At 34.5% G+C, this 14071-nt stretch carries 14 protein-coding genes and 1 pseudogene; 9 read left to right on the forward strand and 6 right to left on the reverse strand.

Features of this window, described 5'->3' with window-relative positions; all coding sequences use genetic code 11:
* The 3 genes and pseudogenes from ABXT06_RS16640 to ABXT06_RS16650 all read left to right on the forward strand — a co-directional run.
* On the forward strand, positions 1 to 268 hold a 268-nt coding region (locus tag ABXT06_RS16640), incomplete at its 5' end, for a hypothetical protein (protein ID WP_354591738.1).
* An 83-nt stretch (positions 269 to 351) separates the two neighbouring features.
* Positions 352 to 1592: pseudogene (locus tag ABXT06_RS16645) on the forward strand (peptidase U32 family protein).
* Positions 1592 to 1822, forward strand: a complete 231-nt coding sequence (locus ABXT06_RS16650) for a ferredoxin (RefSeq protein ID WP_111425357.1) — start codon at positions 1592 to 1594, stop codon at positions 1820 to 1822. Before ABXT06_RS16645 ends, ABXT06_RS16650 begins: the two are co-directional and overlap by 1 nt.
* Positions 1823 to 1878: 56 nt before the next feature.
* Here the strand turns inward: ABXT06_RS16650 and ABXT06_RS16655 are convergent, their stop codons facing one another.
* The 4 genes from ABXT06_RS16655 to ABXT06_RS16670 all read right to left on the reverse strand — a co-directional run bounded on the left by ABXT06_RS16655 (position 1879) and on the right by ABXT06_RS16670 (position 5889).
* Positions 1879 to 2631 (reverse strand): hypothetical protein, encoded by a 753-nt coding sequence (locus ABXT06_RS16655; protein ID WP_354591739.1) that lies wholly within the window; start codon positions 2629 to 2631, stop codon positions 1879 to 1881.
* Between the two features lie 134 nt (positions 2632 to 2765).
* The gene (locus ABXT06_RS16660; RefSeq protein WP_354591740.1) at positions 2766 to 3308 is read right to left on the reverse strand and encodes a hypothetical protein; all 543 of its coding nucleotides are present in this window, start codon (positions 3306 to 3308) and stop codon (positions 2766 to 2768) included.
* Between the two features lie 17 nt (positions 3309 to 3325).
* Positions 3326 to 4672, reverse strand: a complete 1347-nt coding sequence (locus ABXT06_RS16665) for an ankyrin repeat domain-containing protein (protein ID WP_354591741.1) — start codon at positions 4670 to 4672, stop codon at positions 3326 to 3328.
* Between the two features lie 35 nt (positions 4673 to 4707).
* Positions 4708 to 5889, reverse strand: coding sequence for an ankyrin repeat domain-containing protein (locus tag ABXT06_RS16670; protein ID WP_354591742.1), 1182 nt, complete (start codon positions 5887 to 5889; stop codon positions 4708 to 4710).
* Positions 5890 to 6238: 349 nt separating this feature from the next.
* Here ABXT06_RS16670 and ABXT06_RS16675 point away from each other — a divergent pair, with 349 nt between their 5' ends.
* From ABXT06_RS16675 to ABXT06_RS16700, 6 genes are all read left to right on the forward strand, one after another.
* Positions 6239 to 7627, forward strand: coding sequence for a PSP1 domain-containing protein (locus tag ABXT06_RS16675; protein WP_119793473.1), 1389 nt, complete (start codon positions 6239 to 6241; stop codon positions 7625 to 7627).
* Positions 7611 to 8090, forward strand: a complete 480-nt coding sequence (locus ABXT06_RS16680; RefSeq protein WP_111368181.1) for a gliding motility lipoprotein GldH — start codon at positions 7611 to 7613, stop codon at positions 8088 to 8090. The genes ABXT06_RS16675 and ABXT06_RS16680 overlap by 17 nt, the downstream gene beginning before the upstream one ends.
* Before the next feature lie 10 nt (positions 8091 to 8100).
* Positions 8101 to 10407, forward strand: a complete 2307-nt coding sequence (locus tag ABXT06_RS16685; protein WP_354591743.1) for a penicillin-binding protein 1A — start codon at positions 8101 to 8103, stop codon at positions 10405 to 10407.
* 165 nt (positions 10408 to 10572) lie between these two features.
* Positions 10573 to 11274 carry a CoA transferase subunit A gene (locus ABXT06_RS16690; RefSeq protein WP_354591744.1) on the forward strand — a complete coding sequence of 234 codons (702 nt, stop codon included), beginning with the start codon at positions 10573 to 10575 and terminating at the stop codon, positions 11272 to 11274.
* A gap of 86 nt (positions 11275 to 11360) precedes the next feature.
* Entirely contained in the window at positions 11361 to 12017 is a 657-nt protein-coding gene (locus tag ABXT06_RS16695) for a CoA transferase subunit B (protein ID WP_354591745.1), read from the forward strand.
* Between the two features lie 162 nt (positions 12018 to 12179).
* The gene (locus ABXT06_RS16700) at positions 12180 to 12620 is read left to right on the forward strand and encodes a hypothetical protein (protein ID WP_354591746.1); all 441 of its coding nucleotides are present in this window, start codon (positions 12180 to 12182) and stop codon (positions 12618 to 12620) included.
* A 100-nt stretch (positions 12621 to 12720) separates the two neighbouring features.
* On the opposite strand, the gene ABXT06_RS16705 is transcribed toward ABXT06_RS16700, so the two are convergent.
* Together ABXT06_RS16705 and ABXT06_RS16710 are read right to left on the reverse strand one after the other, a co-directional pair.
* Positions 12721 to 13248: a DUF6646 family protein gene (locus ABXT06_RS16705; RefSeq protein WP_354591747.1), complete on the reverse strand. Its 528-nt coding sequence runs from the start codon at positions 13246 to 13248 to the stop codon at positions 12721 to 12723.
* Between the two features lie 48 nt (positions 13249 to 13296).
* The gene (locus tag ABXT06_RS16710) at positions 13297 to 14031 is read right to left on the reverse strand and encodes a metallophosphoesterase family protein (protein ID WP_354591748.1); all 735 of its coding nucleotides are present in this window, start codon (positions 14029 to 14031) and stop codon (positions 13297 to 13299) included.
* Positions 14032 to 14071 lie beyond the last annotated feature (40 nt).

Genomic DNA, 14071 nt, shown 5'->3' on the forward strand with positions numbered 1-14071 from the left:
TGGATTGAATCCGATACGTTTCCCGTGGTTGAAACCACGGGCTATATTTGACAATATATACGCAAAGAAAAACATAGCCTGCGGTTTCAACCGCAGGAACACAAAGAATGTCCGCAACGATTATGTATTTCGCAATATTGAATTTGAAATGCACGACAATATGTTTCCCGTGGTAAAACCACGGGCTATATTTGAAAATAGATATGTAAAGAAAAACAAAGCCCACGGTTTCAATCGTGGGACTTTTTTAATAATATACTGCGAATAATTTTTAAAATATAGACATGATAAAAATCATAGAAATCTAATCTATACCCATATTAATTTTGTCATTTGAATAATAAATCGAAAATGACAATTAACGATACAATTGAACTTATGTCTCCAGCGGGAGATTTTGAGTCACTTCAGGCTGCTTTAGATAATGGTGCAGATTCCGTATATTTTGGAGTGAACAGCTTAACATGCGTGCACGTTCGACTGTAAATTTTACAATTGATGATTTAAAAGAAATCACCAATCGTTGTGAAGCCAAAAACGTTCGAAGCTATCTGACTTTAAACACGATTATTTACGATCATGATTTATCAGTTGTAAAAACATTATTGACAAAAGCCAAAGAAGCCAATATTACAGCTGTCATTGCTTCAGATCAAGCCGTAATTGCAATGGCAAGATCTATCGGAATAGAAGTTCATATTTCAACACAGTTAAATGTGACGAATATTGAAACCATAAAATTCTATAGTTTGTTTGCTGATACAATGGTTTTAAGTCGTGAATTGAGTTTGCGTCAAGTAAAAAATATCACAGACCAAATTGAAAAAGAACAGATAAAAGGTCCAAACGGAAATTTAGTTGAAATCGAAATCTTTGGTCATGGGGCTTTGTGTATGGCGGTTTCAGGAAAATGTTATTTGAGTCTGCATTCGCATAATTCATCTGCCAATCGAGGTGCTTGCAAACAAAACTGTCGAAAAAAATATACGGTTATTGATCAGGAAACAGGTTTTGAGATCGAATTGGATAACGAATACATGATGTCGCCAAAAGATTTATGTACATTGGATTTCTTAGATCAGGTTATCGATTCTGGAATTAAAGTTTTAAAAATCGAAGGACGCGGCCGTGCGCCAGAATATGTGGCAACGGTAACCAAAACGTATCGTGAGGCAATTGATGCGTATTACGATGGAACTTTTTCAAAAGAAAAAACTGGAGTTTGGATGAAAGCTTTAGAAACGGTTTACAATCGCGGATTCTGGTCTGGATATTATCTAGGTCAAGAATTAGGCGAGTGGAGCGATATTCCTGGATCTGCAGCAACACAAAAGAAGGTTTATGTGGGTAAAGGAACCCATTATTTTCCAAAAGCTGAGGTTGGACAGTTTAAGATTGAAGCTTATGATATTAAAATCGGAGATAAAATCTTAGTCACAGGGCCAAGCACGGGCGCTCAGGAAATGATTATCGATGAAATGTTTGTAAATGATATTGCTGGTGAAAAAGCTACGAAAGGGGATGATTGCAGTTTTAAATTGCCATTCCGAATCAGAATGTCTGACAAATTATATAAAATTGTTGAGGCGTAATGGTTGTCATAACTTTACAAAGAGATAAGTGCATCGGCTGTAATTACTGTGTCGAAATGGATCCTGTTCATTTTCAAATGTCAAAAAAAGACGGAAAATCGGTTCTCATTCATTCGCAAAATGCAAAAGGATTTTTTACTCTAAAATCTCCTAATCATGCTATTGTTGAAAGCTGTGAATTGGCTGCAAAAGCTTGTCCAGTGAAAATTATTACGGTTAAGGAGACCTGAGAAATGTGTTTTTAAAACATAATCCCTATTTGTAGTATTAACAAAATAGGGTTTTATTATTCATCGTAAAGATGCAGCTCATCAAAATCTTTGATTTCAGATAATTTAATCAATTTTGATCTTTTTATTTTCATCTCGGTTTTCTCAAAGACTTCTTCGCTGTCTTCCACATTTCTGTTTATGTTTTCACTTTCTATTTTCGTTTTGGTTAAAAAGTTTATACTGGTTTTATAAAGAACTATCGGGCCATGGTTTTCGCTAGAATCGTAGCCAATCAATTCTAAATCATTGTTTTTATATCTGAAAGTATAATTCCAATAACCGTATCTTCCGTGAGCGTAGTTTATATATAATTTTCCACCTTTTATTTCAAAGTCAAGTTCTGGAGCATAATAAACACCGCCATCTTCATTTTCAGAAGAAAAACAATTGTAATTTTTAGTGGCTAATTCATAACCGTTTTTTTTGTTTAATAATGCTATGATTCCCCTTCGGTTTCGGTCTAATTCGCCTCGATATTCATGCTGGATTACTTTGCTCTTATCGGTACCTTTGATAATTAGAACACAATCTTCTAAACCATCTTTATTTAGATCGCCATAATATTTCTCGAATAGAACGTAGTTTTTGGGTATAAAATCTTCAACATCTTTTTTGATTTCAATAGGTGACTCTCCAACTTCTGGAATGTCTTTTAGTTCTGTAACTTCTGTATTCAATTCTCTATTATCACTTTTAGAGTTTTTACAACCAATGACTATAAATAGTAGTAGAATTATTCTAATAATTGAAAGGTAGTTTTTTATCATAAGTTAAGAACTTTTTTGATGGGTTTTAGTTTTATAATTCAAGGAATGAGATACTTTTTTAGTCAAAAAGAATAAATATCAGTCTTGTTTTTTGACTGATATTTATTCTTTCAACTAAAGTTTTTTCAAAATTATTAAATCCCAATTTTAGCATTAATATTATGTTTATCCACATAAGCTTGTGCAACATTCATCAATTTGGTAAACTTCGCATCTATATCTTTTTGAGTTGAAGCGTCAAAATCAGCAATTGCTTTTTCAATTTGTTCTGGAGAAGCTTTTTCATCTTTCAGCTTGGCAATTGGCAAATAGCCTTCTTTTTGTTTTGCAATTGCATAGGTAAATAAGTCTTTCGATGCCTGAAGAAGCTCTTTGTTGTCTTCATCTTCCGGTATGTCCTGAATCGTTTTTAATCGCGTTTCTAAATTCGTTATATCATATTTAAAAGAATCTTGATAAGTAGATGGAATCATCTTTTTTTGTGTTTCATCATAAACTTGTGCTTCAGATTGCAGCTTTTCGTTGATTTCTTTACTTCCAAAACGAGATAATAAATTCGAATTTAAAGCAGCAATTTCAAAGGTTTTTTCTGGTGAAAGATTGGTACAAGATGTAGAAACTAAGCTTCCGGCAATTAATACTAAAAATAGAGTTGTGGCATTTAAGATTTTTTTCATTTTGTGTTTATTTATATTTATCCTTTTAAAATTTTACTTTTCTCGGCATCAAATTCTTCCGAAGTCAAGATTCCGGCATCTAGAAGTTCCTTTAAATCTAATAATGCCTTTTTCTTTGCTTCCATCGAACTTGAAGCTTCTACTTTTGGTGCTTCGGGTTGTTGTGGAGTATTTATCGGGTTTACAACAGTTCCTGACGGAGCGTATTTCAAAATCAGTTCTGTAATTTCATTAAAGCCTTTTACATTCGAATAATCTATTGCTTTTTGTTCTTTTACGTTTACAATTGACGCATCGGCTTTATTGTCCAATAAATATTTTACAACATCTTTCTTTCCGTTTGCGGCGCTATAATGGAGCGGTGTATTTCCAGATTCGTCTTGAATATTGATGTTTGCTCCAGCTTCGATAAGCAATTTAACCATGCTTAAGTTTCCTTTTTTGGTTGCTACATGCAGCAGACTTTCTCCGCCATAATTATATGAACTGTTTAAAGTAAAACTCGATTCGTTCGAAATATTTGTGGCACTTACAATCCAATCCAAATAATCATTCATCGAAGAAGTGTCGCCAGCGACTGGTTTACTGTAATTCACATCAACTCCGTTTTCTAGAAACAAAGCCACGATTTCCTTTTGATTATTCGCGCAAGCGTACCAAATAGGAAAATATCCAGTATTGCTTGAAGTAAATACATCTGCACCTCTTTCAATCAATAGTTTAGCTAACATTCTATTAGTTTCATAACAAGCAATTAAAAGTGCATTTTCACCCGAATGATTCATATGGTTTATATCGGCACCGTTATCTAAAAGCAATGTCACCATCGGAATCGATTTGGTGTAACAAGCATAAATAAGTGGCGTGTTTCCCTGTTTATCGGTTACGTTTATATCGGCGCCATTGTCTAAAAGCAATTGAATAATTTCTCTATTTAATTTTGCCGAAGCCAATAACAGCGGAGTTTCTCCATTGTTATTCAATAAATTAACATCGACTCCAGCTTGAAGCAACTTTGTTGCAATTTCAATTTGAGCCGTCTGAACTACTAAATGCAGCAGACTATTTCCATATTTATCATTTTTACTGATTTCTGCTCCATATTCTAAAAGATGTAATGCAGTTTGTTTTTGTTTTTGAAGGCAGGCAAAATACAAAGGTGTTTCTCCCTGATGATCTTCGTAGTTAATATCGGCACCTTCTTCGCTTAGAATTTTCACAATATCGAGATAACCTCGGTGCGCTGCATAATGAAGTGCAGTTCTTCCTTTTTCGTCAGTATATTTTACGTCTACTTCTTTATTTTGAAGCAGCAATTCGGCTATTTTTCGGTTCCCGTTTTCGCAGGCAAGTATAAATGACATTGACATGTTTGAGTAATTTTAGATAAATGGTCTTTTTATTGTTTCATTAAAAGTTCAACGGTTTTGATCTTGAGGTTGTCTCCAGAAGCGAGCATCAAGGCAGTTTCGTCTTTATCGTTTGTAATCGAAATGTCGGCGCCCTGGTCTAACAGCAGTTTTACTTTTCTATAGGTTTCTTTTGCCATTTCTGCATCATAATTGACATTAAAGGCGCAAACTTTATGCAAAACGGTGTTTCCTTGATTGTCTTGTTCGTTAACATCAACAGATCCGCTGTCAAGTACCGATTTTAAAATACCCGATTTTTTCTCAACAATATAATCTATACCCGATTTCGGATTTCCATAATATTCAGCGCTGTGATTTAAATCGGCTCCATCTGACAATAATCTTTGTAATGAATTCAAATCATATTCAGAATCAGACATCATTCGGATAAACTCTGTGAGTAAAGTTTTTCCATTTTTATTGATATTATTAAAATTAGCTGATGATGATTCTGCCAAAAGTTCGTACATCGGAAAAGAAAACTGTTCGGCTGCAGCGTAATAAAAAGTACTGTTTTCCTGATTATCAGTTTCATTTGGATCTGCTCCATTTTCTAATAAAAATGGCAAAAGTTCTTTTCTGTTTCTTTTAACAGCGCAGATTAACGGCGTTGTGCCCACAATATTTTTTTCGTTAATGTCAACGCCATTTTCTAAAAGTATAGTGATATATTCTTTTACTTTTTCAGGATCTAGACCATAAGTATTCAAAATCGTGTAGATGAAATTTTCTCCTGCATTGTTCTTATACTGAGTGTTAGCTCCAAAATCATCAACTAAAACTTTAACTATTTTTGGCGAAGCTCCTTTCTCAAGAAAATAACCAAGAAGAGTTTTGTCGCTTATTTCGTCGTTGATATTGTCCATTTTTGACATTAATTCTTTAAAAAAAGCAATCGAATCTTCGTCATCTTTTAAATATAAACTCAATGGTTTGAAAATAGATTGATCAAAACTGTCCAATTCGTAAATGTCAGTCTCAATAAATCCGGCTTTTATTAGTTTTTCGATGAAGTCAATTTCTTTGGCATCTATAATTTTGGCGACAATCTGCGAAAAATTGTTTTTTAGATATTGTTCGTTAAATTTTTCTCCGTTATTTAGACATTCTCTGGCCTCGTCAAATTTTCCTTGAAAAAGGAAATTTTCAATCTGGTTTTGTGTTTGCATTTGAAAGATTTTTAAAATGAAAGATTTAGTTTGATCAGGCCTAAAATTGGGCTTTTTTAAATCATGTTGTAAGATAAAACATAAAAATGGGAAATATATTTCAGGATAAAAAATTAAAATGTCATTTTATGTTATAAAACTTTCAGAAGAAGGTATTTTTAGAGAATTAGTATAATAACAAGAAGAAGTAGGAGTAATTTGGGAAAAACTTACGTACAAAAAAACATGTTTTTTTATTTAACAGCCGTTTAGTTTTTATCCATAAAAAGCAAAATAAAAAAAATACTATCTTTACCGATCAAACGTTTATGAACTTAAGCTGCGTTTTGGCAGCACTACATATATAATTATGGCATGTACAAGTTGTTCAACCTCAGATGGTGGCGCACCAAAAGGTTGTAAAAATAATGGGACTTGCGGCACCGATAGCTGCAATAAATTGACGGTTTTTGACTGGCTTTCTAACATGAGTCCGTCTAATGGAGAGGCGATTTTTGATTGTGTTGAGGTTCGTTTTAAAAACGGACGTAAGGAATTTTTTAGAAATTCGGAGAAATTAACTTTAAGTATTGGCGATATTGTAGCAACTGTTGCTTCGCCAGGACATGATATTGGAATTGTGACTCTTACAGGAGAATTGGTAAAGATTCAAATGAAGAAAAAAGGGGTGAATTACGAAAGTAACGACGTTCCAAAAATTTACAGAAAAGCATCTCAGAAAGATATCGATATTTGGTCTGTTGCCCGCGATCGCGAAGAACCAATGAAAGTTCGTGCACGTGAATTGGCAATTCAGCATAAATTGGAAATGAAAATTTCGGATATCGAATTTCAAGGAGACGGTTCAAAGGCGACTTTTTACTACACAGCAAACGATCGTGTCGATTTTAGAATGCTGATTAAAGATTTTGCTAAAGAATTCAGCACTAGAGTAGAAATGAAGCAAGTTGGTTTCCGTCAGGAAGCTGCTCGTTTAGGTGGAGTTGGCTCATGCGGACGTGAACTTTGCTGTTCGACTTGGTTGACAGATTTTAGAAGTGTAAATACTTCAGCAGCGCGTTATCAGCAGTTATCCTTGAATCCACAGAAATTGGCGGGACAATGCGGAAAGTTAAAATGCTGTCTGAACTATGAGTTAGATACTTACATGGATGCTCTAAAAGATTTTCCAGATTACGACACAAAATTAATCACTGAAAAAGGTGATGCCGTTTGTCAGAAACAGGATATTTTTAAGGGATTAATGTGGTTTGCTTACACAAATAACTTTGCAAACTGGCACGTTTTAAAAATTGATCAGGTTAAAGAAATTATTGCTGAAAATAAACAAAAAAATAAGGTTTCTTCTTTAGAAGATTTTGCTGTTGAGGTAGTTGCAGAACCAGAAAAAGACTTCAACAACGCAATGGGACAAGAGAGTTTAACTCGTTTCGACCAGCCAAAAAGAAAGAAAAAACCAAATCGCAAGCGTAAACAAAACGCTGAACCAGCTGGCGTTGCAACTCCAGTAAAACCACAGCAGGAAAAAAATGCCAATAACGCTAAACCAGCAGGAAATAATAATCCGAATAATGGAAACGCGAACAATGGCAATGCAAATAAGCCAAACAATCCAAATAAGAATAAGAAGAAGCATAATTCGAATAAAAACAATCCGAATAAACAGAATTCTAATGAAAATAAACCTGCTGAACCTAGAAAACCAATAACGAATACTAAAAATGAGAATAAAAAATAGCGGAATTCTTCTGTTGGCAGCGATACTTCTTTTTTCTTGCGATAAAAAAAGAGTATTCGATGAGTATAAATCTGTTGGAAGTGCCTGGCATAAAGACAGTATCATAACTTTTGATCTGCCAGTTTTAGATTCTACAAAAAGATACAATGCTTTTGTAAACATACGAGATAACAACAATTATCCGTTTAATAATTTGTTTTTGATTGTTTCAATAGAAATGCCAAACGGATTTACAAAAGTGGATACCTTAGAATATCAAATGGCTGAGCCAGACGGAACATTACTTGGAAACGGATTTTCGGATATAAAAGAAAGTAAACTGTATTACAAAGAAGATGTAAAGTTTAGAGGAAAATACAAAGTTCACATCAAACAAGCTGTTAGACAATCGGGTAAAATTCCTGGAGTTGAAGCTTTACAAGGAATTACAGACGTTGGTTTTAGAATAGAACAAAAAGATTAGAAAAATAGTTATGGCTGCTAAAAAAAACAATCCATCAAATAAAACTAAGGATATTAATTATTACAAGAAGAAATTCTGGAGAGTATTTGCCTACTCTTTATTAGGAGTTTTAGCTTTCTTCTTATTTGCCTCATGGGGTTTATTTGGGTCTATGCCTTCGTTTGAAGATTTAGAAAATCCAGATTCTAACCTTGCCACAGAAATTATTTCTTCTGACGGAGTGGTGTTAGGTAAATATTTCAAAACCAATAGATCTCAGCTTAAATATTCAGACTTGCCTAAAAACTTGGTGGAGGCTCTTGTTGCCACTGAAGATGCACGTTTCTACGAACATTCAGGAATTGACGGACGTGGAACTTTAAGAGCTGTTTTTAGCTTAGGAACAAATGGAGGAGCAAGTACCTTAACACAACAACTTGCAAAACAGTTGTTTCACGGTGAAGGATCTAAGTTTTTACCTTTTAGGATTGTGCAAAAAATAAAAGAATGGATTATTGCCATTCGTTTGGAGAGACAATATACTAAGAATGAAATCTTAGCGATGTATTGCAACGTTTATGATTTCGGAAATTATTCAGTTGGAGTAAGTTCTGCAGCGCAGACTTATTTTTCTAAAGATCCAAAAGATTTAACCGTAGATGAATCGGCTATTTTGGTTGGAATGTTCAAAAACTCAGGTCTTTATAATCCGGTGAGAAATCCGCAGGGAGTTAAAAACCGTCGTAATGTGGTTTTATCTCAAATGGCAAAAGCAAAAATGATTTCAGAAGCTGAAAAAGAAAGACTTCAAGCTTTGCCAATTACTTTGAAATTTAAACTGGAAAGCCACCGTGAAGGTATTGCAACTTATTTTAGAGAGTATCTTCGTGATTACATGAAAAAATGGGTGGCAGAAAACAAGAAGCCAGACGGATCTGACTACGATATTTACAAAGACGGTCTTAAAATCTATACTACAATAGATTCTAGAATGCAAACTTATGCTGAAGAAGCTGTTGCAGCACACATGCAAAACCTTCAACAACAGTTTTATATTGACCAAAAAAACAATAAAAATGCTCCTTTTGTAAATATTACGCAAGCTGAGACAGATAGAATCATGATGCAGGCGATGAAGAATTCTGTTCGCTGGGCTCAGATGAAAGAAATGGATAAAAGCGAAGATGATATCATTGCTTCCTTCAAAGTAAAAACAAAAATGCGTGTATTTACTTGGAAAGGAGAAAGAGATACTACAATGACTCCGTTAGATTCTATTCGTTACTACAAGCACTTTTTACAATCTGGTTTAATGTCAATGGAACCTCAGACAGGAGCAATTAAAGCTTGGGTTGGAGGAATTAACTATAAATATTTCCAATACGATCACGTAGGGCAGGGAGCAAGACAAGTAGGTTCTACTTTCAAACCTTTCGTTTATGCAACTGCTATCGAAGAACTGAATATGTCTCCTTGCGATTCTATTTTGGATGGTCCGTTTATGATTCACAAAGGACGCCACCACGTAACAGAAGATTGGGAACCAAGAAACTCTGATTACAAATACCGTGGAATGGTAACTTTAAAACAAGCTTTGGCGGCTTCTATTAATACAGTTTCGGCTAAATTAATTGACAGAACAAGTCCTGAAGCAGTTGTAGAGTTGACGAAGAAATTAGGAGTAAAAACAGAAATTCCAGTACAACCTTCAATTGCCTTAGGCGCGGTTGATATTACGGTTGAAGATATGGTTGCGGCGTATAGTACATTTGCAAACCAAGGAGTTTATGTAAAACCGCAGTTTTTAAGCAGAATTGAGAACAAAAGTGGTGAGGTTATTTATGAGCCGATTCCAGAGTCTCACGACGTTTTAAATAAAGATATTGCTTTTGCAGTAATCAAATTGCTTCAAGGGGTAACAGAAAGTGGTTCTGGTGTACGTTTACGTACGCAAGGCGGTGGAAGCGGAGATAATCGTTGGACAGGATATCCGTACATGTTTACAAATCCAATTGCGGGAAAAACAGGAACAACGCAAAATCAATCTGACGGTTGGTTTATGGGAATGGTCCCGAACTTAGTAACTGGAGTTTGGGTTGGATGTGAAGATCGTTCAGCACGTTTCAAAAGTTTGACTTACGGACAAGGAGCTACAGCAGCTTTACCAGTTTGGGGTTATTATATGAAAAAGTGTTATGCCGATAAAGATCTTCAGATTTCAAAAGCTGAATTTGAACGCCCAGCAAATCTTTCAATAAAAGTAGATTGCTATCAAAGACCTGCTGTAGTAAAAGACACTACACAAACGGAACAAAATACTGACGAGTTTGAATTGTAACATTGTTGCAATAAAGCCTATCTAATTATATTTCAATCCCTTTACAATTCTTTTATAAGATGAGTAAAGGGATTTTTATTTTGGTTTTATTTTTACGAAATCGATATAATTTAATCTAAAAATCTTATTTTTATCAAAAATATTCAGCAATAAAGATAGTTTGTTATGATAACAAAAAAAGTAAATAGTGTTCTGGAAGCTATTGACGGAATTCAAAACGGCATGACCATCATGTTTGGAGGTTTCGGATTATGCGGTATTCCTGAAAATACAATTGCAGCGTTGGTAAACACATCAATTTCAGATTTAACCTGTATTTCTAATAATGCAGGAGTAGATGATTTTGGTTTGGGATTGTTGTTGCAGAAAAAGCAGATCAAAAAAATGATTTCTTCTTATGTGGGAGAAAATGCCGAATTCGAACGTCAGATGCTTTCTGGAGAATTAGAAGTAGAACTTACTCCACAGGGAACTCTGGCAGAACGCTGTCGTGCTGCGCAGGCAGGAATTCCAGCTTTCTTCACACCAGCAGGTTATGGAACTGAAGTGGCTGAAGGAAAAGAAGCTCGTGAATTCAACGGGAAAATGCATATCATGGAAGAAGCTTTCAAAGCCGATTTTGCAATAGTAAAAGCTTGGAAAGGTGACGAAGCTGGAAATTTAATCTTCAAAGGAACAGCCAGAAACTTCAATGCTTGTATGGCTGGAGCTGGAAAAATCACAATTGCCGAAGTAGAAGAATTGGTTCCAGTTGGAACTTTAGACCCAAATCAGATTCATATTCCGGGGATTATGGTGCAACGTATTTTTCAAGGAGAAAAGTTTGAGAAACGTATTGAACAACGTACAGTAAGAACTAGAAATTAGATAATGAGAAAATGTGACAATTAGATAATTAAATACATCGTGTAAAGAATTATCTAATTATCAAATTCTCTAATTGACACATTATTATGGCACTTAGTAAAGAAGATATAGCAAAACGAATTGCAAAAGAGGTAAAAGACCGTTATTTCGTAAACCTTGGTATCGGAATTCCGACTTTGGTAGCAAATTACGTTAGAGAAGATATTGCAGTAGAATTTCAAAGTGAAAATGGTGTTCTTGGAATGGGACCTTTTCCGTTTGAAGGTGAAGAAGACGCGGATATTATCAATGCGGGAAAACAAACTATTACAACACTTCCGGGTGCAAGTTTCTTTGATTCGGCTTTCAGTTTTGGAATGATTCGAAGCCAAAAAGTAGATTTGACGATTCTAGGAGCCATGGAAGTTTCTGAAAATGGAGACATCGCAAACTGGAAGATTCCAGGTAAAATGGTAAAAGGAATGGGAGGCGCAATGGATTTAGTGGCTTCCGCCGAAAATATCATCGTTGCCATGATGCATGTAAACAAAGCGGGAGAGTCAAAAATCTTAAAAAGATGTACTTTACCATTAACGGGCGTAGGATGCGTTAGAAAGGTCGTAACTGAGCTTGCGGTTCTCGAAGTGACAGAAAAAGGTTTTAAGCTCTTAGAACGAGCGCCAGGTGTCTCAGTTGAGCACATCATCGCGTCAACCGAAGCCGATTTAATCATTGAAGGCGAAATTCCTGAGATGGTTTTTTAAGGTTTAAAGGCTCAAAGGTACAGAGGCTAAAAGTTGAAGTGCTAAAAATAAATTTAGATAAGAGAACTTTCTTAAGAGAAGGTTCTCTTTTTATTTTAATCAATTTCGAAGAATTTAAATAGTCTTTTCTTTACATTTGCTGTGATTTAAAAAAATACGCCTTTGGAAAAGTTTGAAATCGATATAAAATGGGGAAGTTATTTGTTTATAGCAAGTACAGCAACTTCAATGGCAATATTATTTTTAATGTTGTTAGTTGACTTTAAAAGTTTAAGATATTTGCCAAATATTCTTATACTAGTTTTTATTGTTCAATTAATATATTTTACCATTAAAGCGATATCGGAAAACAAAAAGAATGACTTAAGTAAAGGTTATAGAAAGTTTTTTGTTTTTGTTAGGCTTTTAATGTTCTTTTATCTTCTGACGTTATTTTTAAATGGAAGTTCAATTACAAGTACAGGTAGCTGGTATTTGTCTTTATTTGTGCCATATAGGGAAAAAGATATTTCAGAATTAGTAGAAGATAATTCAATTGAAAATAATGGAATTACCCTTAATGAGTTTATGGCTACAATAAAAAGAAAGTTCAGCAGATCATAAATTTTTGTTACGCAAAAAATAAAAACCGCCCATTGGGCGGTTTTCTATTTATAAAAACTTTGTTCCTTTGCTTTTTTGAGCCTTTGAACCTAAGAAAATATTATAAATTAAACGAAGCTCCTAAACTAAAAGTAGCTTGATTATTCAAATGATAAAAAGGATCATTGTTTGAACCATATTTTGCAATTGGGAATCCGATTTCTGTGAAAACTCCAAATCCTTCTGTAAAGAAGTAACGACCTCCAACATGACCTCCAAAATTATGTAAACCTAAGCTTAATCCAGGGTAAACATCCAATTCTTTAACGCCAATTACACTAGATAAGTTAGCATTGATTCTTGCTTTTGCATCAAAACGATCACCAAAATCTGGTTCAGCATCGTAGTAAGCATTTGTACTACCGTGGTAGAAACCGTTAAAATTGTCAAATCCTAGTATGTAGTTAGCAACAAAACCAAAAGAGAAATTTTCTCCTAAACCAAAATCAACAGAACCTTGAATTCCAGAACCACCATCTTGTAAATTAGCTCCTACGTTTACTTTAATATCTCCCTTTCCTTTGAAAGCTTCTTGAGCATTAACAAATCCGAATGTCACTAAAAACAAAAGTGTAATAACCTTTTTCATAAAAATTTAATATTAATTATTGTGGCGCAAATGTAATTTTTAAATAAATTAATTCCTACCTTTTTCGTTAAAATAGAGTTCGTTCAACGGTTCACTTTGCCAGTATTCCTTTGTGTCGACATTTAAAATCGTAAGCGGACCTCTAAATGCTGCGCCAGTATCTACGTTCCAGACACAAGCTCTATTTACAGGAACCGTTTCGCCGATTCGGGTAACTGGGGTATGACCAATATAAACTTCCTTGTAAACGGTAAATCTCTTAGGATAGTGTATGTCGTCTTCTTTTAATTTTGGGTCTAATGAAAGGGCTGTTTCCCAAAGTGTTCTGTCCCAGTAAAATAGTTTCGAAAAATATTCCCATTTTACACCATTCAAATTAGTAAAACCAGCATGTACAAATAAGCGGTTTTGATCGTCAAGATAATAATCCTGAAGATTTTCTAGAAATTCGATATGGGTTTTCTTTTTCTCTTCAGAAATTTTAGCGTAACCTTCAACAGTAGCTTTCCCGCCATGTTTGTACCACATTTCTTCATCAAAATCATCGTGTCTTTCTTCAAGCCAGTCCAAAGCAAGTTGGTCATGGTTTCCTCTTATGCAGATGATATTTTGTTTGCTTTTTAAATCAATCAAATAGTCAATTACTTCAACAGACTGACTCCAGCCGTCAACGTAATCGCCCAAAAAAATTAGAGTATCTTCTGTAGTAACTTTGGCTCTCTCGAGTACTTGTTCAAGTGCAAGTAATCCGCCGTGAATGTCACCTATAACAAATGTTCGCATTATTTAATTTTTCGAGTAGAAGAACAAAAATAGAAAGAAT

The sequence above is a fragment of the Flavobacterium sp. UW10123 genome (assembly GCF_040538975.1).
Taxonomy (GTDB): domain Bacteria; phylum Bacteroidota; class Bacteroidia; order Flavobacteriales; family Flavobacteriaceae; genus Flavobacterium.